Below are 18,705 nucleotides of genomic sequence, written 5' to 3'. Positions count from 1 at the left end.
GCACGATCCTGGCGCTCGGAAGGTGGGTGTGGCGCCCTCAGGCGGGGCGGCGCATCTGGAGTTCGGTCAGCGCCGGGATGGTCGGGTGCGGCACCCGGACGCCGGTGTCGACGAACCCGAGCCGCTGGTACGCCCGGTAGGCGCGGTCGTTGCCGACCACCACCTCGAGCATCAGCTCCGGTCGGCCGCACTCCCGTGACCAGGCAGCCACCGCGTCGACCAGCTCGGCGAGCAGCCCGTTGCCCCGCCAGGTCGGGGTCACGTAGACCGCGTAGATGACGGTCAGCCCGGGTTCGGTCGGGGTGACCGTGCCACCGGCGTGCCCGACCAGGCGGCCGCCCGGGTCCGCGATGAACTGCGCGGTCTCCGAGCCGGCCGAGGTGTACGCGATCCGGGCGGCGTACTCGGCGTGCGGGCGGGCCGCCGCGTCGGCCACGGTCTCCAGGAAGGCCAGCGGCGAGTCGGCGAGCATCTCCAGCCGCAGGGCCCGCATCCGGGCGGCGTCCGCCGGTCGGACCCGGCGGATCTCCGCCTGCCGTGGGCTGGGCCGGGCCGGAGCGGTCATCATGACCGCATACCTACCACAATGATGACGACCGATGGCCGCATGGCTCGACATCGGGTGCAATATGCCCCGATTTGTGGTCGTGCGCCGCCGTCACTCCTCGTGTAGCGTGCGATTTCGGTCACCTCTTCAGCGGCCGTCGCCGATCGCGGAAAAGGTGGTTGCCGCGCGCCCGGCCGTGCCCGGCCGCGCGGGTAGGAAACGCCGCGCAGAGTGAGGAAGTGCACCGTGGCACAGGGCACCGTGAAGTGGTTCAACGCCGAAAAGGGCTACGGCTTCATCGCCGTCGACGGCGGGCAGGACGTCTTCGTTCATTTCTCCGCGATCGAGATGGACGGCTACAAGGCGCTCGACGACGGCCAGCGGGTGGAGTTCGAGATCGCCCAGGGGCAGAAGGGCCCCCAGGCTGAGCGGGTGCGCGTCATCGCCTGAGCGGGCGCCGCCTGCCCGGACCATCGGCCGGTGCCGGCCGGGGCTGCGCCACGGGGCCCGACCCTGGAAGATCGTGAACCGTTCCAGCCGTCGCTGAGGAGGGTTCATGTCCGACCAGCCGCCCCCGGCCGTCCCGCCCCCGGGCCAGCCCGACCCGTCCGGTCCGCACTCGGGCGGCGACAACCCGTCCGGATCCCGTCCGGGCGAACCCGACCCGGCCACGCCCGCGCCGGGCGCCGACCCGGCCACGCCCGCGCCGGGCGCCGACCCGGCCACGCCCGCGCCGGGCGCCGACCCGGCCACGCCCGCGCCCGGTGGCGCCGGAGTCCCGTCCACGGACGCTCCGGGCGTTCAGCCCGGCTCCGACCCGACCGCGGCGTCCGCCTGGGGCCCGCCGCCGGGCTGGGATCCGGCCGCGCCCACCACCAGTGGCCCCCCGACGGCCGGCTGGGACCCGAGCGCGCCGCCGCCCGGCGGCCCTCCGCCGACCGCTCCGGCCGGCTGGGACCCGCGCGTGCCGCCTCCCTGGGAGCCGCCGCCGGGCGCGCCGCAGGGCTGGGTCTTCCCGCCCACCGGCGGCTACCCGGCCGGCGCCGGGCCGTACGGCGGGCAGCCCTGGTATCCGGGTCCACCGGCCGGGTGGTACCCACCCGGCTTCGATCCGGCCGACCCGCTGGTCACCCCGCCCGGCGTCGGGCTGAGCGGCTGGTTCGACCGGTGCGTGGGGGCGGTGCGGCGCGGCTGGCGACTGCTGCTGCCCATCCTGCTGCTCACCCAGGTGCTGCCCGCCGCGGTGCTGTCGGTGCTCTCCATCGGGCTGGACCCGACGGCGAACTGGGAGACGTCCACCGTCGAGGACCCGGCCGCGCTGCCCGACACCTTCTTCACCGACCTGGCCACCATCGTCCTGGTGCTGGTCGGCGGCAGCCTGGTGATCGGGTTGGTGCAGGCCCTGGGCTGGGCCGCCGGGACGTGGGTGATCACCCGCCAGGCGGCCGGCGAGCCGGTCGACCTGGCCGCCGCGCTGCGCTACGGCCTGCGCCGGGCACTCGGGCTCTGGGGCTGGACGCTGCTGATCAGCGTGATCGTCGGCCTGGGCGTCTGCTTCTGCGTCCTGCCCGGCATCTACCTCGCCTTCGCGCTGAGCATGGCCGGGCCGGTCTACCTCTTCGAGCGGCACAACCCGATCGGCCGGTCGTTCCGGATGTTCCACGACCGGCTGGGGCTGCTGCTGGGGCGGGTGGCCCTGGTCGTCGCCGTGGTGATCGTCTGCACCGTGGTCGCCAGTGTGATCGAGGGGGTCGGCACCGCCCCGTTCGGCACCGATCCGCTCGCCGCGCCGGGGTCCGCGATCGGCGTGGTGGCGGTGATCGCCGTCACCGCGGTGCTGGCCCTCCCCGCCCACCTCGTGCAGCTGGTGGGGCTGTTGGTGACGTACGCCGAGCAGCGGGTCCATGAGCGGCCGGTGAACAGCGCCGGACTGGCCGCGGAGCTCGGCTGATCGCGGCGTTCGTGCTTGCACTCGGCATGGGAGAGTGCTAAACAAGTCATTGGCACTCGCGTACTGTGAGTGCCAAAGGTCGGGGCGGTGGGGCCATGGCCACGCCGGCGGGACAAGCCGCCGGTGGGGCAGGTGGCCGGTCGTCGCGGGCTATCCGGCCCGGCCGAGGTGAGCCGTCGTCACCACGACGACGGCGCCCCAAGGTGCGTACACCAGGCGGCCCATCCGGGACACACACTCGGGTGGCCCGTGAGTGTCCAGGAGGACAACGCCGTATGGCCAAGATGATCGCGTTCGACGAAGAGGCGCGCCGCGGCCTCGAGCGGGGCATGAACCAGCTCGCCGACGCCGTAAAGGTGACCCTCGGCCCCCGGGGCCGCAACGTCGTGCTCGAGAAGAAGTGGGGTGCCCCCACCATCACCAACGATGGTGTGAGCATCGCCAAGGAGATCGAGCTCGAGGACCCGTACGAGAAGATCGGCGCTGAGCTGGTCAAGGAGGTCGCCAAGAAGACCGACGACGTGGCCGGTGACGGCACGACGACGGCGACCGTCCTGGCCCAGGCCCTGGTTCGTGAGGGCCTGCGCAACGTGGCCGCCGGCGCCAACCCGATGGCCCTGAAGCGGGGCATCGAGGCCGCCGTGGCCAGCGTCTCGGAGGAGCTGCTCAAGCTCGCCAAGGACGTGGAGACCAAGGAGCAGATCGCCTCCACCGCCTCCATCTCGGCCGGTGACACCAGCGTCGGCGAGATCATCGCCGAGGCGATGGACAAGGTCGGCAAGGAAGGCGTCATCACCGTCGAGGAGAGCAACACCTTCGGCCTGGAGCTTGAGCTCACCGAGGGTATGCGCTTCGACAAGGGCTACATCTCCGCGTACTTCATGACCGACCCGGAGCGTATGGAGGCCGTCTTCGACGACCCGTACATCCTGATCGTCAACAGCAAGATCTCGTCGGTGAAGGACCTGCTCCCGATCCTGGAGAAGGTCATGCAGGGCGGCAAGCCGCTGCTGATCATCGCCGAGGACCTGGAGGGCGAGGCCCTGGCCACCCTGGTGGTCAACAAGGTCCGTGGCACCTTCAAGTCGGTCGCCGTCAAGGCGCCCGGCTTCGGTGACCGCCGCAAGGCCATGCTCACCGACATCGCCATCCTCACCGGTGGTCAGGTCATCAGCGAGGAGGTCGGCCTCAAGCTCGACGCGGCCGACGTCGACATGCTGGGCCGCGCCCGCAAGGTCGTGGTGACCAAGGACGAGACCACCATCGTCGACGGTGCCGGTGACGCCGAGCAGATCCAGGGCCGGGTGAACCAGATCCGGGCCGAGATCGACAAGAGCGACTCCGACTACGACCGGGAGAAGCTGCAGGAGCGTCTGGCCAAGCTGGCCGGCGGTGTTGCGGTGATCAAGGTCGGCGCGGCCACCGAGGTCGAGCTGAAGGAGCGCAAGCACCGCATCGAGGACGCCGTTCGCAACGCGAAGGCGGCCGTCGAGGAGGGCATCGTCCCGGGTGGTGGCGTCGCGCTGGTGCAGGCCGGCAAGACCGCCTTCGACAAGCTGGACCTGACCGGCGACGAGGCGACCGGCGCGCAGATCGTCAAGATCGCGCTGGACGCCCCGCTGCGGCAGATCGCCGTCAACGCCGGCCTCGAGGGCGGCGTGGTCGTCGAGCGCGTGCGCAACCTGGAGGCGGGCCACGGCCTCAACGCCGCCAACGGCGAGTACGTGGACCTGCTGGCCGCGGGCATCATCGACCCGGCCAAGGTGACCCGCTCGGCGCTGCAGAACGCGTCGTCGATCGCGGCGCTCTTCCTCACCACCGAGGCCGTCGTGGCGGACAAGCCGGAGAAGACCCCGGCCGCCCCGGCTGGTCCGGGTGGCGGGGACATGGACTTCTGAGTCCAGTTCCGACCGGAAACGGGGCGGGCCGCGTCAGCGGTCCGCCCCGTTTCGTCGTCAGGTCGTCAGCCGCCAGGTCGGCGGGCGCCGGCAGGCGCGGTCAGGTCGGCAGCGGGCGCTGGTTGCGCCGCTTGTGCGTCCGGTCGTACGGCGCGCGGAGCTGGATCGGCGCGTCCACCATCTCGACCGGATCCTCGGCCGCGGGGTCATCGGCGACGCTCATCTCGGCCAGTTGTTCGGCGTCCCCGTAGTCGAGTCGGTCGATCGGCAGATGGCCGGGCAGATCGCCGACCGGGGTCCAGGTGACGGGTGCGACGTCCTCGGTGTGTTCGTCGTCCGTGGTCATTGCTGCCTCCTCTACCGAAACGGTAGGGGGCGTCGATCACGGATGAGGGCGAATGGCACTATACGGGTCTATATCCCATTCGCCCCGGATCAGTTCCCGATCGTCCGCCGGTACAGGAAGAAGACCCGCTCGATCCGCGCACCCGAGCTGCCCGAGTAGAACGGCACCGGCCCCACCCAGCCGATCTGGGCCGATTCCAGCCCCATGTCGTGCTGGTCCCGCAGGCAGCGCCGCAGCAGCACCCCGCCGATCCCCGAGCCCTCAGCCGCCGGGGCGGTGCCCATCGGCCCGAACCAGCTCGGCCGGGACGACCCGTACGCCGCGAAGCCGATCACCTCGCCGTCGCGTTCCGCCAGGTGGCAGCCCGCCCCCGGCCGGCCCACCGAACCCGCCAACTCGCCGTCCCAGGCCCCGCCGAAGGTGGACCGGGCGAACGCGGCCAGCGCCGGCAGGTCCGCCGGCTCCGCGCGGCGCACCGTCACCCCCTGTCCGGCCAACCGTCGCTCCGCGGCCTGCGTCGAGCGCAGCGCCGGCGACTCGTCGTACGACAGGTCGGCGGTCATGTTCCAGGCCGTCCGGTCCTCCTGGTAGCCCAGCGCCAGCGCGGCGCAGACCGCGGGGGTGTACCGGACATCGATCCCCGGCCAGGCGTAGTACGGCGGGTTGCCGGCGAGCAGCACCTCGGCCGCACCCCGGTCGGCGAGCTGCCGCTCCGCACCGGCCAGCAGCGCCCGCCCGGCGCCCCGGCGGCGGTGCTCCGGCGCGACCGCGACCAGGTCGACGTGCCCGAGCCGGGGGTCGGCCGCCGACATCGAGCCGATCAGCACTCCGACCAACTCCGCCCCCCGGTACGCGCCGAGCGCGAACACCGGCCGGTCGGCGGCGGCCCGGGTCCAGAGCGCGTCCACCAGGACGCCCGCCTCGGTCGCGTCCTCGGGCAGGTCGAGCGCTCCGGCGCAGAGCCGCACCACGGCGGGCGCCAGATCGGGGGTGAGTTCGCTGACGGTGATCTCCGCGTCCATGGTCGCCGACCCTAGATCACGGGTACCCGTCCGCCCAAGGCCCGGCCACCGTCAGCCCGCGGCCCGGGCCGCCCGCACGGCCGCGTACGCGTCGACCAGGCCGGCGCCGGTGATGTTCGCGGGCCCACCGCAGGCGTCCGCCGGATTGCGGGAGCGATAGGTCGGCTCGGCGGGCGTCGCGGTCTCCCGCAGCAGCTGGCGGGTCCGGGGCAGGTCGCCGATCAGCGCCGGGTCGGCCGACCACATCAGCGCCACCACCCCGGCCACCTGCGGGGTGGCCATCGAGGTGCCGTCGAGCGTGGCGTACCCGCCACCGGGCATCGCGGAGCGGACCCCGACGCCGGGGGCCAGCACGTCCGGCTTGGCTGGCCCGCCCGGCACGGGGCCTCGGGAGGAGAACTGCGCCACCCGGCCCCGGTCGTCCACCGCCCCCACGGTCAGCACGTCCGGGTAGGGCGCGGGCGGGTCGTCGATCGACGCGCACCAGGGGCCGGTGTTCCCGGCCGCGGCGACCACGAAGATGCCGGCGGCGTCCAGCGCGGCGGTGGCCGGCCGGAGCACCCCGGCGTCGCAGCCCTCGATCCCGGGGCAGCCCCAGGAGTTGGTCAGGATGTCCGGCGCGCGCTCCGGACGCCCGTCGGTGAACGCGTCGCCGCCGGACGGGAACGGCGCCAGCATGAACTGGAGGCAGTCCAGGTAGTGCGCCGGGCTGCCGAGGTTGCGGTCCAGGTTGACGCAGCCCACCCACTGCGCTCCCGGTGCCACCCCGATGCCGTCGCGTCCGACCGCGCTGCCCGTCGTGTGGGTGCCGTGCCCGCCCGCGTCGGTGGGGGCGCGGGTGCCGTCCCACGGGTCGTACCAGGAGTCGTCGCCGCCGCGGAAGCCGCCGGCCAACGCGGGGTGGCGGCCGTCCACCCCGGAGTCGGAGCTGCCCACCACCACGCCCGCGCCGGTCACCCCGAGTTGGCTCCAGACCCGGTCGGCGCCGATCCGGCGGATGTTCCACTCCGGCCCGGTCGGGGCGGGATCTGTGCCCCGCGTGGTGCCGGCCGGCGCGGGCAGTGGGCGCAGCCGCTGGCTGACCAGCACCCGAGCGACCTTCGGGCGGCGCGCCAGCCAGGCCCGCACCGCCGGGCCGCCATCCACCTCGATCCCGTTCACCAGGTAGTACGGCGTGGGGCGCAGGCGCAGCCGGCTCAGCTCCCGACGCAGATCGGCCTGGCTCCGCTCGGCGGTGGCGACCAGCCGGCGGTAGACCTCACCGGCCCGGGCGTCCCGGCCGGTCCGGCCCGGCGCGGCGGCCGGCAGGCCGGACAGGTCGGCCTGCTCGCGCAGCACCACGAAGAGTCGCTCGCCGTGCAACCCCGGCTGGCCCGGGCCCAGGTCGACCGCGCCGAGCGCGACCAGCAGCACGGCGGCGGTGACCGCCGCCGTCCGCCGACGCGGGACACGACCGCGCGGCCGGGCGAGCAGCAGCGCGTACCCGGCGGCGAGCAGCAGCCCGACCGCGAGCCCGGCCCCGGCGGCGGCCGCCACCCAGAACGGCACGTCCCGGGTGGTCGCCAGCAGCAGGGTGATCTCCTCCGGATCGGCGAACGCCAGCGGGCCGAACGCGGCGAGCCCGACCAGCCACCGGGCCGGGCCGGCCGGGACCGCGACGGCGGGATGCCGGCGGCGGGCGGCCGCGTACAGGGCGGCCAGCGCGAAGCCGGTCGGTGGGAGGGTGAGCAGGGCGGGCAGCTGGGCGCCGGACTGGCCGGCCCCGGCGGCGAGCAGCAGCAGGGCCACCCCGGCGACGAGGCCGCCGACCAGCACCAGCCGGGCCGGCCGGGGCGGGTCGCCGGCCGCGAAGCGGGACCAGAACCCCTCGTCGAGCAGCGCGCCGGCCAGCGCGCCGAGCGCGGCGGCGGCCAGCGCCGCGAGGAGCGTCTCCAACAGCCCGCCGAGCGCGCCCAGCCAGGCCCACGGCAGCAGCAGCGCCAGACCGCCGGCGACAGCCAGCAGGGTGACCGCACCCGGCCCGCGCCGACCCGATCGCTCGGCCTCCGGCGCGCGCCCCGGGGACCGCTGCCCGCCGGGAATCGGCGAACTCCCGGCGACCGGGGTGCCGGGCGGCGAGGCGCCGGGCCACAGGCCGGCCGGCGGATCGGTTGCGGGCTCGGTCGTCCGCCGGCGGGCGAGCCGGCTCAGCACCACCGCGACCAGGGCGGCCGTCGCGGCCAGCCCGGCGAGGTACGCCTCGTGGTGCACCGGCGGGACGGCCCGGAGCAGCCCGAACGCTCCGAGGGCCAACGCGCCGGCCAGCCAGGCCCGCCCGGTGGCCCGGACCGCCGCCGACCGGGGCAGCAGCGTCAGCAGCAGCGCGGGCGTGCCCACCAGCAGCACCGTCAACAGGCCCGCCGCCGGCCAGAGCCAGCCGACCCGCTCCCGGCCGAAGCCGAGCAGCACCTGATCGGTGAGCCAGCCACCGGCCTGGATCGCCACGGTGACCGCCACGGTCCAGCAGCCGGCCAGCACGGCCGCCACCACCGGCCACGGTCCGGGCGGGGGAGCGGCCGGCGGGCGGGCGCCGGCCCAGACGGGGGGTTCGGCCTGCATTGAGAAACAGTACGACGCGCGGTTGCCCGCGAGCCGCCCGGCAGACCCGGCCGCGCCGCTGCCGAAGATCTTGGACAGTTGCCGTTCCGCGCGAACGGTAACTGTCCAAGATCTGGATTTGCCGGCTCGTTCCAACGCCCGACGGCCGCCCTGTGGGTCGCGATCGCGGCTGCGGGCGGAGCGAGCTGGCCGGTCCGTGGGCGGCGCGGCGCGGCGGCGTGGAGCGCCGCGTGCCGCCGGATGGTCTTGGCGGTTACCGTGGACGGGTGCGCGACCCCAACGTGTCCCGATCCACCGCCGGCCGGCTGTCGCCCGAACGCCGCGCCGCCGACCTGCGCAGACTCCGGGCGGAGCGCTTCGACGTGCTGGTCATCGGGGGTGGGGTGACCGGGGCGGGCGCCGCGCTGGACGCCGCCTCCCGAGGGCTCAAGGTGGCCCTGGTCGAGGCGCGCGACTTCGCCGCCGGCACGTCCAGCCGGTCCAGCAAGCTGATCCACGGCGGCCTGCGTTACCTGGAGCAGTTGGAGTTCCACCTGGTCCACGAGGCGCTCACCGAGCGCGGGCTGCTGGCCACCCGGCTGGCGCCGCACCTGGTCCGGCCGGTGCCGTTCCTGGTGCCGCTCCCGGCCGGCCGGGGGGTGCGTGACCTGCCCGCCCGGATCTTCCGGCGCTCCTACTACGGCGCCGGTGTGGCGGCGTACGACGTCTTCGCCGGCCTCTTCGGCACCGGCCGGGGCATGCCGCTGCACCGGCACCTGAGCCGGGAGGGTGCCCGCCGGATCTTCCCCAGCCTCCGGGCGGACGCGCTGGCCGGGGCGATCCGCTACTACGACGGCCAGGTCGACGACGCCCGGCTGGTGGTCACCCTGGCCCGTACCGCGGCGAGCCTCGGCGCGACAGTGGTGAGCAGCACCCGGGCCGTCGGACTGATCCGGCAGGCCCGTGAGGTGACCGGTGTCCGGGTGCGTGACCTGGAGGCGCCGGCTGGCTCACCGGACGCCGAGTTCGAGGTGCAGGCCCGTACGGTCATCGCCGCCACCGGTGTGTGGAGCGACGACATGTCCCGGATGCTCAACGACGTGGGCCTGCGCCCCGGGATTCGGGTCCGGGCCTCCAAGGGCGTGCACCTGGTGGTGCCCCGGTCGGCGATCACCGGTGAGACCGGCCTGATCCTGCGTACCGCCACCTCGGTGCTCTTCGTCATCCCGTGGGGCGGGCACTGGATCATCGGCACCACCGACACCGACTGGCGGCTCGACCGTTCCCATCCGGCCGCCTCGGCGCGTGACATCGACTACCTGCTCAAGCAGGTGAACGAGGTGCTGGACCGGCCGCTCACCACGGCCGACATCGAGGGGGTCTACGCCGGGCTGCGCCCGCTGCTGGCCGGCGAGGCCGACTCCACCTCGAAGCTCTCCCGGGAGCACGCGGTCTTCGAGCCGATGCTCGGGTTGCTGCTGGTCGCCGGCGGCAAGTACACGACGTACCGGGTGATGGCCACCGACGTGGTGGACCGGGCGGCACGCCGGCTGGGCGGCGTACGCCCGTCGCGGACCGCCGACCTGCCGCTGCTCGGCGCGGACGGCTACTCCGCGATGTGGCGCGACCGGGCCGACCTGGCCCGGCGGCACGGCGTGCCGGTCGGTGTGGTGGAGCACCTGCTGGAGCGGTACGGCACCCTCACGCTGGACGTGCTCGCGCTGGTCGACGCCGACCCGCTGCTCGCCTCCCCGCTGGCCGGGGCACCGGAGTACCTGGCCGCCGAGGTCGCCTACGCGGCCCGCGCGGAGGGCGCGCTGCACCTGGAGGACGTGCTCACCCGGCGGACCCGGATCTCCTTCGAGACCAGCCATCGGGGTCTGGAGTCGGCCGAGCACACGGCCGAGCTGATGGGGGCGGTGCTCGGCTGGGACGCCGCCCGCCGGGGCCGCGAGGTGGAGCACTACCGGGCCCGGGTCGAGGCGGAGCGGCAGTCGCAGCTGATGCCGGACGACGTCGCGGCCGACGCGGCACGGCTGGGCGCGCCGGACGTCCGGGGCTACGCCTCCGACCGGGGCGGCGACGGCGACCCGGCCGAGCTGCCGTCCCGTTGACCGGCTCAGCAGATCTCCGGCGACGGCCTGCCGGGGCGGTTCCGGCCGCCGACTGCCCGCCGTAAGCTACCGAGGTGTAGGGCTACCGACCGCAACCTACGGTCCTGTAGGTTGCGGCGAGTGGTGCGCCCTCTCCGTACGCGACTACTCGTCCCTTTCCTCGGCGTGCTGCTGGCCGCCGCGCTGACCGGGTGTTCCCTGGTCGACGGAAAGCAGGCCGAGGATCCGAAACCCACGCCCGGCGGCGCGGCCGCCGGCCTGCCGGCCCCCGAGGTGCCGACCACCGTCGGCGACGGTCAGGTCAGCCTCGTGCAGAAGCTGGGTGCGGACGGTCCGCTGCGTACCCTGCGGGTCGAGCCGGACGGCACCTGGCAGTGCATCGACTGCGCCGGCGACGGGGTCAACTCCAGCGGGTCGCTCGACCCGGAGCAGGCGAGCCGGTTGCAGCAGATGCTCGCCGACCCGGGGCTTGCCAGCGAGACGGATGAGGCCCGCCGATACCGGGCCACCTGCATCGATTCGCTGACCTCCAGCCTGTTCACCGCGGCGGGCCTGGTCACCTCCCAGGACTGCCCGGGCGAGGAGCGGCCGTCCGTCGCCGGCGAGATCCTGTTGCTGCTCACCCAGGCCACCCCGGCCGAGCTGACCGGCTGAGCCAGGTCGACCTGCCCGGGCCGGTCACTCAGCGCTGACTGCGATTTCCGAAGGTCAGAGCACCTTGCCGGGGTTGAGCAGGCCCGTCGGGTCCAGCGCCGCCTTGATCGCCTGGTGCACCCGTACGCCGACCGGCCCGATCTCCTGGGCCAGCCACTCCCGCTTGAGCAACCCCACCCCGTGCTCACCGGTGCAGGTGCCGCCGAGCGCCAGGCCCAACCGCATGATCTCGTCGAACGCGCGCCGGCCCCGCTCGAGGCTGGCCGGGTCGGCCCGGTCGACCACGATGTTCGGGTGCATGTTGCCATCCCCGGCGTGCCCCACCACGCCGATCGGCACGTCGCACTCCGCGGCGATCCGGGACACCCCGTCGAGCAGCGCGGCCAGCGCCGCCCGGGGCACCGCCACGTCGTCGATGACCAGGCCGCCGTTGCCACCCGGGTACGCCTCCGCGGCGAACCGCTCCATCGCCGGATGGGCCAGCCGTCGTGCCTGCAGCAGCGCCGCTGCCTCGACGGCGTCGGTGGCCGCATAGACCTCGTCGGCGCCGGCGGACTCGCAGACCTCGGCCAGGGCGGCCAGGTCGTCGGCCGCCCGGGTGCCGGTGTCGGCGGCGGCCAGCAGCAGGGCCTGCGCGTCGGTCCGCAGCCCCATCGGCTGGTACGCCTCGATGGCCCGCAGGTGGGTCTGGTCGAGCAGCTCCAGCAGGCTCGGGCTGAGCCCGCGGGCGGCGATCTCGGCCACCGCCGCGCCGGCCGCCGCGGTGGACGGGAAGACCGCGACCAGGGTGAGCGACTCCGCCGGGGCGGGGCGCAGCGCCACGGTCACCTCGGTGATCACCCCGAGGGTGCCCTCCGAGCCGACGAAGAGCCGGGTGAGGTCGTAGCCGGCCACCCCCTTGGCGGTCCGCCGGCCGGTGCGCAGCACCTCCCCGGAGGCGAGCACGACCTCCAGGCCGAGCACGTACTCGGTGGTGACGCCGTACTTGACGCAGCACATGCCGCCGGCGTTGGTGGCCACGTTGCCGCCGATGGTGGAGGACTCCCAGGAGCCGGGGTCCGGCGGGTACCAGAGCCCCTGCTTCGCCACCGCCGCGGCCAGCGTCGCGTTCACCACGCCCGGCTGCACCACCGCGATCCGGCTCACCGGGTCGATCTCGCGGATCGCGTCCATCGCGACGGTGCTCAGCACCACGGCGCCGTCCACCGCGTTCGCCGCGCCGGCCAGGCCGGTCCGCGCGCCCTGCGGCACCACCGGTACGCCGTGTCGGGCGGCCGCCCGGACCACGGCCACCACCTCCTCGGTGCTGCGCGGGCGGGTGACCACCAGCGGGGTGCCCGCCGAGCAGAGGTCGGCCTCGTCGCGCTCGTGCATCCGGAGCAGGTCCGGGTCGGTCAGCACGGCGCTCTCGCCGAGGGCGGCGCGCAGGTCGTCGAGGAGTGGGTTTCCGGCCATGCTGGAGAGGCTAGGTCGCCGACCGTCGATCATCAACATGATCGACAAGCGCGGGGGCTAGGTTGGTGGGCATGCTCTACCTGGACCGGCCCGGCTGGCCGTCCCGCGGCCGGCTCTGGTCCCACCTGATCAGCGACGTCTCCTACGCCGAGTTGCACGCCTTCGCCGAGGCGCTCGGCGCTCCCCGGCGCGGCTTCGACCGGGACCACTACGACATTCCGGCCGACCGCTTCGCGATGGCGGTCTGGCTGGGGGCGCGGGTGGTGCCCAGCCGGGAGCTGGTCCGGCTGCTCCGCGCGGCCGGGCTGCGCCGCCCCAAGCACGTCGTCCGCGCCGAGGCCAGCTCGGCTACGCCGGACCGGTCAGCGCGGTCAGCTCCCGGTGCAGGTTCGCCCGAGCCGGCCGCTCCCACCGTCCGGCCAGCGGCGGCAGGCGGAACAGCGCCGGCAGGGCGAGCAGCCCGCTGAGCACCCGGGCGCGGCCGACCCGGAAGTCCGGATCGGGCACGTGGGCGTACTCCCGACGGATCGCGGCGGCATAGCGGTCGTACACCGGCGGGGAGGTGGCCAGCACGGCCAGGTCGGCGTCGCAGAGCAGCGCGCCGTCGGCGTCGTCGGTGGCCACCGCGTGGCCGGCGGTGAGCAGCACCAGCCGGCGGACCTCGGTCACCGCCGCGGCCGGCAGCCCGAGCCCGGCCAGCAACCGGTCGGCCAACTCGGCGCTGTCCCGCTCGTTGGCGTCGCCGGAAGCGCGCGGGTCGTAGATCGCGTCGTGGCACCAGGCCGCCAGCCGGACCAGGTCCGGACGTCCGGCCAGCCCGGCGTACGCGTCGACGACGTCGAGCACGGCCCTCAGGTGGTCGACGGTGTGGTAGTGCCGGTGCGGCTCACGCCACCGGCGCAGCAGCTGCTGCCCGGTGTCGGTCAGCCCGGCGGGGTCGGTTGCTCCGGCGTCCCGCGCCGCCGCCCGCCACCGGTCGAGAAGGTCAGCCACCCGTCGAGTGTGCCGCACCGCGCTCCCGCCGGAGCGCCGAGGATTCACCCGGCCCGGCGCGGGTAGTACCCGCCATGGCCGTGGCCCGGGGGAGCAGACGTCCGTCTTTTCTACGCCGTGCCGGCCTGCGGAACGGTCGGCTGGCCGACATCGACAGCGCCCGCATCGCCGAGGCGATGGACCAGGTGCGGCACCGGAGCAAGGCGACGCTGCACGATCGGCTGCACCGGGTCCGGATGGCCGCGGGGCTGGCGGTGCAGGCCGGGCTGGCGGCCGCGCTGGCCTATCTTGTCTCGCACCGGCTGCTGGGCAACCCACAGCCGGTCTTCGCGCCGATCTCCGCCGTCGGCACCCTGGCCGCCTCGGTCGGCCAGCGCTTCCGGCGGACCGTGGAGCTGATCGTCGGCGTGGCGATCGGGGTGGGCATCGGCGATCTCCTCATCCACCTGCTCGGCACCGGCGCGTGGCAGCTCGGGGCGGTGGTCACGGCGGCCATCCTGCTGACCATCTTCGCCGGGGCGAGCGTCGCGATCGTGATCCAGGCCGCCGCCACCGCCGTGCTGATCGTGACGTTGAGCCCCTCCACCCAGGATCTCGAGATCCCCCGGTTCATCGACGCCTTCGTGGGCGGCGGGATCGCGCTGCTGGTGACGGCGATCCTGCTGCCGCTCAACCCGCTCCGGGTGATCAATCGCGCCGCCCGGCCAGCGCTGGACCTGCTCGCCTCCCAGCTCGACGCGACCGCCGAGGGACTGCGCACCCTGGACCGGGGCAGCGTGCAGCGGGCCCTGGACCGGCTGCGCGACAACAAGGAGGAGCTGGCCAACCTCGCCGAGGCGATCGAGGGGGCGAAGGAGACGGCCACCCTCTCCCCGGCCCGCTGGCACCGACGCGACGAGTTGACCCACTACGCCGAGGCGGCCGACCCGATCGACCGGGCGATGCGCAACAGCGGCACGCTCATCCGGCGCTCGGTCACCCTGCTCGAGGACGAGGAACCGATCCCGGGACCCATGCCGGACGCCATCTCGCACCTGGCCGAGTCGGTCCGCCTGCTCAAGCACGAGTTCGCCGTCGGTGACGAGCCGGAGCAGTCCCGGGAACGGTCGCTGCGCGCGGTCAGCGAGGCCGGCCGGGCGTACGCCGAGGGGGTCGGCTTCTCCGGCAGCGTGGTGATCGCCCAGGTGCGTACCACGGCGAGTGATCTCCTGGTCGCCTCCGGCATCGAGCAGGACGAGGCGAACCGGCTGATCCGGAAGTCCTTCGGCGAGCAGGAGGCACCGCGGGGCGGTGGGCCCGAGCCGGACGAGAGCGGCCCGAAGCAGCCCACCGCGCCCCCGGTCGGCTGACCGGCCCGGGTGCGTCCGGTGCGGTCAACCGAGGGTTGCCAGCGCCGCCAGGAGCCGGTCGACGTCCGCCGTCGTGCTGCCCAGGCCGATACTGGCCCGCAGCGCGGTCGGCGGCAGATCCCGGCGGCCGGTACGGGCCGCCGCCTCGGTCAGCAGCCGCCGGGCCAGCGGGTGGGCGCAGAAGAGCCCGTCGCGCACCCCGATCGCGTGCCCCCGGGCCAGCTCGGCGGCGACCTCGGCGGAATCCCGCGCGGCGACCACGAACGAGACGATGCCGACCCGTGGCGCGTCCGGGCCGAAGGTGCGCAGCTCCACCACGTGCGGCAGCGCGGCGAGCCCGTCCCGCAGCCGGGTCAGCAGCCGCTGCTCCCGGCGGTGCAGCTCGGCCCGGTCGGCGTCGGCGAGGGCGGCGCAGACCGCGGCCAAGGCGACCGCGCCGAGTAGGTTGGGCGTACCCGCTTCGTGCCGCGCCGGCCCGAGCGCCCAGCTCACGTCGTGGGTGGCCGCCCCGACCCGGCTGGTGGCGCCGCCACCGGAGAGGTACGGCGGTGCCGCGTCCAACCAGTCGGCCCGCCCGATCAGCACACCGGCGCCGAACGGGGCGTAGAGCTTGTGGCCGGAGACGGCCAGGTAGTCGACGTCCAACTCGAGCAGGTCGACCGGGGCGTGCGGGGCGAGCTGGGCGGCGTCCAGCGCGATCCGGGCCCCGTGTCGCCGCGCCACCCGGGCCAGCTCGGCGACCGGCCAGCGCTCTCCGGTCACGTTGCTGGCCCCGGTCACCGCGACCAGCACCGGAAGCCCCGGGTTGGCGTCCCGCCGCAGCTCGGCGAGGGCCGCGTCCAGGGCCCGCACCGCCTCGCCGGGGTCGGCCGGCACGGGCAGCCGGACCGAGCCGCGCGGCCAGGGCAGCAGGTTCGCGTGGTGCTCGCCGGCGAAGGTGACCACGGTGGTGCCGGGCGGCAACGCGCGTCCGAGCAGGTTGAGCGCGTCGGTGGTGTTCCGAGTGAAGATCACGTGGTCGTCGCTGCGGGCGCCGAAGAAGTCGCCCACCGTCTGCCGGGACCGCTCGTAGGCGAGCGTGCAGCGACGGGAGAGCGCGCCGGCGCCGCGGTGCACGCTGGCGTACCAGGGAAGCAGCTCGGCCACCGCGTCGGCCGCGACCCGCGCGCACGGCGCGGTGGCCGCGTAGTCGAGGTTGATCTCGCCTGGCACGCCGAGCACGTCGAGCGGCCCGGCTGCGGCGGGAACGGTGGCCGGAGCGGGTAGTGCGGGTACGAGGGTGACGGACATGGCAGAGCCTCCCGGGTCCGGGACCCCGGGTGCACGTCGGGACGGGGTCCGCGCTTGCCCGGCTCACGAATCGGGGCCGGGCCCGGTCATCACCCGGGGCACCCCACCGCGAACTCGACGAGGGTTGCCGGCCAGCAAGCCGGGGCTTGACGCTGGCGCTCGTGACCTGTCGGCAGCATAGCGGCCGCCGATGCGACCGAACCAGCCGGCCGGGGATGGCTACGCTGACCGCATGGCCGACACCCCGCCCGGCGGAGCCCTGCCGTCGCCGACCGCGCCTCCCGCCCCGCCCGCGCCCGGTGCCGCGCCCCGGATGCCGCTGCGCCGGCTGGGCTGGCGACGGTTCCTGGTGCTCGCCGCGGTGGTGCTCTTTATCGCCGCCTGCGCGACCTTCATGGCCTTCACCCTGGGTGAGAGCCTCGGCGCCCAAGCGCTGCTGATCGGCCTGGTGGCCGCCATCCTGCCGGTGCCGGTGCTGGTCGGGTGCTTCCTCTGGCTCGACCGGTACGAACCGGAACCGCTGAAGTACCTGGTCTTCTGCTTCACCTGGGGCGCGTTCGTCTCCACCGCCGCCGCGCTCACCGTGAACGAGTTCGCCGCCCGCCGGTTCGACGACTGGGGGCTGCCGTCCGCCCTCACCAGCGTGCTGGTCGCGCCGTTCGTCGAGGAGTTGACCAAGGCGCTCGGGCCGATCCTGCTGCTGATCTTCCGGCGCCGGGAGTGGTCGGGCATCACCGACGGCCTGGTCTACTGCGGGCTGTCCGCGGTCGGCTTCGCCATGGTGGAGAACATCCTCTACCTCGGCGGCTACGGCTTCCGCACCGGCGTGGAGCAGTTCGGGCCGGCGACCGGCGCCCAGCAGGTCATCGCCATCTTCATCGTCCGGATCCTGCTCTTCGGCTTCGCCCATCCGCTCTTCACCTCGATGACCGGGGTGGGGCTGGGCATCGCCGCGCGTACCGCCGACCGCCGGGTCCGGGTGCTGGCCCCGATCGCCGGCCTGCTGCTGGCCATGATGCTGCACGGCACCTGGAACCTGCTGCCGACGCTGACCCAGGCCACCGGCCAGGCGTTCATCATGCTGTACGGCTTCATCGGGGTGATGGTGCCGATCTTCTTCGGTATGGTCGGGCTGGCGGTTTGGCTGCGCGCCTGGGAGGGGCGGCTCACCGAGCGGACCCTGCCGGACTACGTCCGTGCCGGCTGGCTGAGCCCGCCCGAGGTGGCGGCGCTGAGCAGCCTGGGCCGCCGGCACGCGGCGCGGGCCTGGGCGCGCCGGGTGGCCGGCGACGGCGGGGTGAAGGCGATGCGTGGTTACCAGTTCGCCGCCACCCGGCTGGCGCTGCTGCGCGACGGCTCGCTGCGGGGCCTGGACCGCCGGCCGGTGGACCGGGAGCGGACCGCGCGGGAGGAACGGGAGTTGCTGGACGCGATCACCGCGTACCGGTCGTACTTCGCCGGTCGCGATCCGCAGGCCCCCGCCGGGGTGTGGGACGGGAACCGCTACCACCTGCGGTTCCCGGACGGCTCGCAGCGGGCGGTGGACCCGCCGGAGGAGCCGGTGGTGCCGATCCCGGTGGTGCTCGCCGCGCCGCCGCCGCACCCGGCCGGTTATCCGCCGCCGGGCTGGTACGGCCCGCACCCGGGCTGGCCGGGGCGTTCCTGACCTGGAGGGGCGCTGGTTCCCGGGCGGCGCCGGGGTGCGGAGCCGGCGCCGACCGGGCGGCGTGCCGGTGCTCCGCGCGCGCGGCCGGTTCGGCGCGGCGGCCGGGCGCGGCCGCTCGGCGTCGCGGGATCGGCGCGGGCCGGCCGGTCAGGCCATCAGTCCGGTGAGGAAGTCACCGAGCCCCTGGAACATCGCCATGAGGCCCGCGCCGATCGCCTTGAACGTCGCCGCCGCGCCGTCCGGCCGGAACGCCATGAAGTAGATCAGGAATCCGATGAAGCCCCAGAAAAGCAGCTTCCTAATCCACTCGGGCATCGTCCCTCCCCAGGGCGGTGGTGCGGCTGGCTTCCCGGCCGGGGGCGGTGCAAACGACGCCCGCGACGGCAACGGCGGAATCTTCGCCGCCGGCGAGGCGGGTACGCCTGGGGTGCGGATCTAGAGGTAGAGGCCGGTGGAGTCGTTCTCGACCCGTTCGGCGGCGACGGCGTGCACGTCCCGCTCGCGGAGCAGGACGTAGCCCCGGCCGTGCAGCTCGACCTCCGAGCGGTCGTCCGGGTCGAAGAGCACCCGGTCGCCGGAGACGATGGAGCGGACGTTCGGACCCACCCCGACGGCGGTCGCCCACGCCAACCGCTTACCCACGGCCGCGGTCGCCGGGATCACGATGCCGGCGGTCGAGCGCCGCTCGCCCTCGCTGCCATCCATCCGGACCAGCACCCGGTCGTGCAGCATGCGGATCGGCAGGCCGGAGTCGAGATTGTCGTGGGCGGTCACGCCGCAGACGCTACCGTGTCGCCCGGTCGACGCCCGCCGGTGGTTACCGAGGTGGTGACCGGGGCAATG

The 18,705-nt window shown here is 74.6% G+C and carries 17 protein-coding genes and 1 riboswitch; of the genes, 8 read left to right on the top strand and 9 right to left on the bottom strand.

All coding sequences use genetic code 11. The features are described 5' to 3' along the window. Positions 1-37: 37 nt before the first annotated feature. The gene (locus tag ACIP9D_RS25575) at positions 38-568 is read right to left on the bottom strand and encodes a GNAT family N-acetyltransferase (RefSeq protein ID WP_350873419.1); all 531 of its coding nucleotides are present in this window, start codon (positions 566-568) and stop codon (positions 38-40) included. A gap of 225 nt (positions 569-793) precedes the next feature. Here ACIP9D_RS25575 and ACIP9D_RS25570 point away from each other — a divergent pair, with 225 nt between their 5' ends. The 3 genes from ACIP9D_RS25570 (at position 794) to groL (ending at position 4,396) form a co-directional block, all read left to right on the top strand. Continuing rightward, entirely contained in the window at positions 794-997 is a 204-nt protein-coding gene (locus ACIP9D_RS25570; RefSeq protein ID WP_013288855.1) for a cold-shock protein, read from the top strand. A gap of 106 nt (positions 998-1,103) precedes the next feature. Continuing rightward, a complete protein-coding gene (locus ACIP9D_RS25565) occupies positions 1,104-2,498 on the top strand; it encodes a hypothetical protein (protein WP_350873418.1) in 1,395 nt (464 codons plus the stop codon). A gap of 275 nt (positions 2,499-2,773) precedes the next feature. Beyond that, complete coding sequence (groL, locus tag ACIP9D_RS25560) at positions 2,774-4,396, top strand: chaperonin GroEL (RefSeq protein ID WP_350873417.1); 1,623 nt, start codon at positions 2,774-2,776, stop codon at positions 4,394-4,396. A 100-nt stretch (positions 4,397-4,496) separates the two neighbouring features. On the opposite strand, the gene ACIP9D_RS25555 is transcribed toward groL, so the two are convergent. From ACIP9D_RS25555 to ACIP9D_RS25545, 3 genes are all read right to left on the bottom strand, one after another. After that, entirely contained in the window at positions 4,497-4,742 is a 246-nt protein-coding gene (locus ACIP9D_RS25555) for a hypothetical protein (RefSeq protein WP_350873416.1), read from the bottom strand. 89 nt (positions 4,743-4,831) lie between these two features. After that, entirely contained in the window at positions 4,832-5,764 is a 933-nt protein-coding gene (locus ACIP9D_RS25550) for a GNAT family N-acetyltransferase (protein ID WP_350873415.1), read from the bottom strand. A gap of 51 nt (positions 5,765-5,815) precedes the next feature. Then, entirely contained in the window at positions 5,816-8,362 is a 2,547-nt protein-coding gene (locus ACIP9D_RS25545) for a S8 family serine peptidase (RefSeq protein WP_350873414.1), read from the bottom strand. 281 nt (positions 8,363-8,643) lie between these two features. Between ACIP9D_RS25545 and ACIP9D_RS25540 the strand changes: the two genes are divergently transcribed. Further along, a complete protein-coding gene (locus ACIP9D_RS25540; RefSeq protein WP_350873665.1) occupies positions 8,644-10,455 on the top strand; it encodes a glycerol-3-phosphate dehydrogenase/oxidase in 1,812 nt (603 codons plus the stop codon). A gap of 120 nt (positions 10,456-10,575) precedes the next feature. Further along, entirely contained in the window at positions 10,576-11,109 is a 534-nt protein-coding gene (locus tag ACIP9D_RS25535) for a hypothetical protein (protein WP_350873413.1), read from the top strand. A gap of 54 nt (positions 11,110-11,163) precedes the next feature. Here ACIP9D_RS25535 and ACIP9D_RS25530 read toward each other — a convergent pair whose 3' ends face one another. After that, positions 11,164-12,564 carry an FAD-linked oxidase C-terminal domain-containing protein gene (locus tag ACIP9D_RS25530; protein ID WP_350873412.1) on the bottom strand — a complete coding sequence of 467 codons (1,401 nt, stop codon included), beginning with the start codon at positions 12,562-12,564 and terminating at the stop codon, positions 11,164-11,166. A gap of 71 nt (positions 12,565-12,635) precedes the next feature. On the opposite strand from ACIP9D_RS25530, the gene ACIP9D_RS25525 reads away from it, so the two are divergent. Beyond that, positions 12,636-13,031: a DUF4031 domain-containing protein gene (locus tag ACIP9D_RS25525; RefSeq protein ID WP_350873411.1), complete on the top strand. Its 396-nt coding sequence runs from the start codon at positions 12,636-12,638 to the stop codon at positions 13,029-13,031. Here the strand turns inward: ACIP9D_RS25525 and ACIP9D_RS25520 are convergent. Then, the gene (locus ACIP9D_RS25520) at positions 12,913-13,557 is read right to left on the bottom strand and encodes a metal-dependent phosphohydrolase (protein WP_350873410.1); all 645 of its coding nucleotides are present in this window, start codon (positions 13,555-13,557) and stop codon (positions 12,913-12,915) included. The two genes, ACIP9D_RS25525 and ACIP9D_RS25520, sit on opposite strands and share 119 nt — an antisense overlap. 80 nt (positions 13,558-13,637) lie before the next feature. On the opposite strand from ACIP9D_RS25520, the gene ACIP9D_RS25515 reads away from it, so the two are divergent. Further along, a complete protein-coding gene (locus ACIP9D_RS25515; protein WP_400451143.1) occupies positions 13,638-14,906 on the top strand; it encodes an aromatic acid exporter family protein in 1,269 nt (422 codons plus the stop codon). A gap of 24 nt (positions 14,907-14,930) precedes the next feature. On the opposite strand, the gene ACIP9D_RS25510 is transcribed toward ACIP9D_RS25515, so the two are convergent. Beyond that, a complete protein-coding gene (locus ACIP9D_RS25510; RefSeq protein ID WP_350873408.1) occupies positions 14,931-16,196 on the bottom strand; it encodes an aminotransferase class V-fold PLP-dependent enzyme in 1,266 nt (421 codons plus the stop codon). A gap of 45 nt (positions 16,197-16,241) precedes the next feature. Next, a riboswitch (SAM riboswitch) is annotated at positions 16,242-16,363 on the bottom strand. Positions 16,364-16,386: 23 nt separating this feature from the next. Between ACIP9D_RS25510 and ACIP9D_RS25505 the strand changes: the two genes are divergently transcribed. Further along, complete coding sequence (locus ACIP9D_RS25505) at positions 16,387-17,862, top strand: PrsW family intramembrane metalloprotease (protein ID WP_350873407.1); 1,476 nt, start codon at positions 16,387-16,389, stop codon at positions 17,860-17,862. Positions 17,863-18,009: 147 nt separating this feature from the next. Here ACIP9D_RS25505 and ACIP9D_RS25500 read toward each other — a convergent pair whose 3' ends face one another. Continuing rightward, positions 18,010-18,177, bottom strand: coding sequence for a hypothetical protein (locus ACIP9D_RS25500; protein WP_350873406.1), 168 nt, complete (start codon positions 18,175-18,177; stop codon positions 18,010-18,012). Positions 18,178-18,297: 120 nt separating this feature from the next. Then, the gene (locus tag ACIP9D_RS25495; protein WP_396693418.1) at positions 18,298-18,594 is read right to left on the bottom strand and encodes a GroES family chaperonin; all 297 of its coding nucleotides are present in this window, start codon (positions 18,592-18,594) and stop codon (positions 18,298-18,300) included. Positions 18,595-18,705 lie beyond the last annotated feature (111 nt).

Source organism: Micromonospora sp. NPDC093243, from assembly GCF_044753725.1.
In the GTDB taxonomy this organism is placed as follows: domain Bacteria; phylum Actinomycetota; class Actinomycetes; order Mycobacteriales; family Micromonosporaceae; genus Micromonospora.
This window is presented reverse-complemented; position numbering and strand designations above follow the sequence as displayed.

What these genes read in the sequence shown, in the direction of transcription:
- ACIP9D_RS25495 (WP_396693418.1), bottom strand. Translation starts at nt 18,594, where the DNA reads ATGCTGCACGACCGGGTGCTGGTCCGGATGGATGGCAGCGAGGGCGAG.
- ACIP9D_RS25550 (WP_350873415.1), bottom strand. Translation starts at nt 5,764, where the DNA reads ATGGACGCGGAGATCACCGTCAGCGAACTCACCCCCGATCTGGCGCCC.
- ACIP9D_RS25545 (WP_350873414.1), bottom strand. Translation starts at nt 8,362, where the DNA reads ATGCAGGCCGAACCCCCCGTCTGGGCCGGCGCCCGCCCGCCGGCCGCT.
- ACIP9D_RS25510 (WP_350873408.1), bottom strand. Translation starts at nt 16,196, where the DNA reads ATGTCCGTCACCCTCGTACCCGCACTACCCGCTCCGGCCACCGTTCCC.
- ACIP9D_RS25530 (WP_350873412.1), bottom strand. Translation starts at nt 12,564, where the DNA reads ATGGCCGGAAACCCACTCCTCGACGACCTGCGCGCCGCCCTCGGCGAG.
- ACIP9D_RS25575 (WP_350873419.1), bottom strand. Translation starts at nt 568, where the DNA reads ATGATGACCGCTCCGGCCCGGCCCAGCCCACGGCAGGCGGAGATCCGC.
- ACIP9D_RS25505 (WP_350873407.1), top strand. Translation starts at nt 16,387, where the DNA reads ATGCGACCGAACCAGCCGGCCGGGGATGGCTACGCTGACCGCATGGCC.
- ACIP9D_RS25555 (WP_350873416.1), bottom strand. Translation starts at nt 4,742, where the DNA reads ATGACCACGGACGACGAACACACCGAGGACGTCGCACCCGTCACCTGG.
- ACIP9D_RS25500 (WP_350873406.1), bottom strand. Translation starts at nt 18,177, where the DNA reads ATGCCCGAGTGGATTAGGAAGCTGCTTTTCTGGGGCTTCATCGGATTC.
- ACIP9D_RS25525 (WP_350873411.1), top strand. Translation starts at nt 12,636, where the DNA reads ATGCTCTACCTGGACCGGCCCGGCTGGCCGTCCCGCGGCCGGCTCTGG.
- ACIP9D_RS25565 (WP_350873418.1), top strand. Translation starts at nt 1,104, where the DNA reads ATGTCCGACCAGCCGCCCCCGGCCGTCCCGCCCCCGGGCCAGCCCGAC.
- groL (WP_350873417.1), top strand. Translation starts at nt 2,774, where the DNA reads ATGGCCAAGATGATCGCGTTCGACGAAGAGGCGCGCCGCGGCCTCGAG.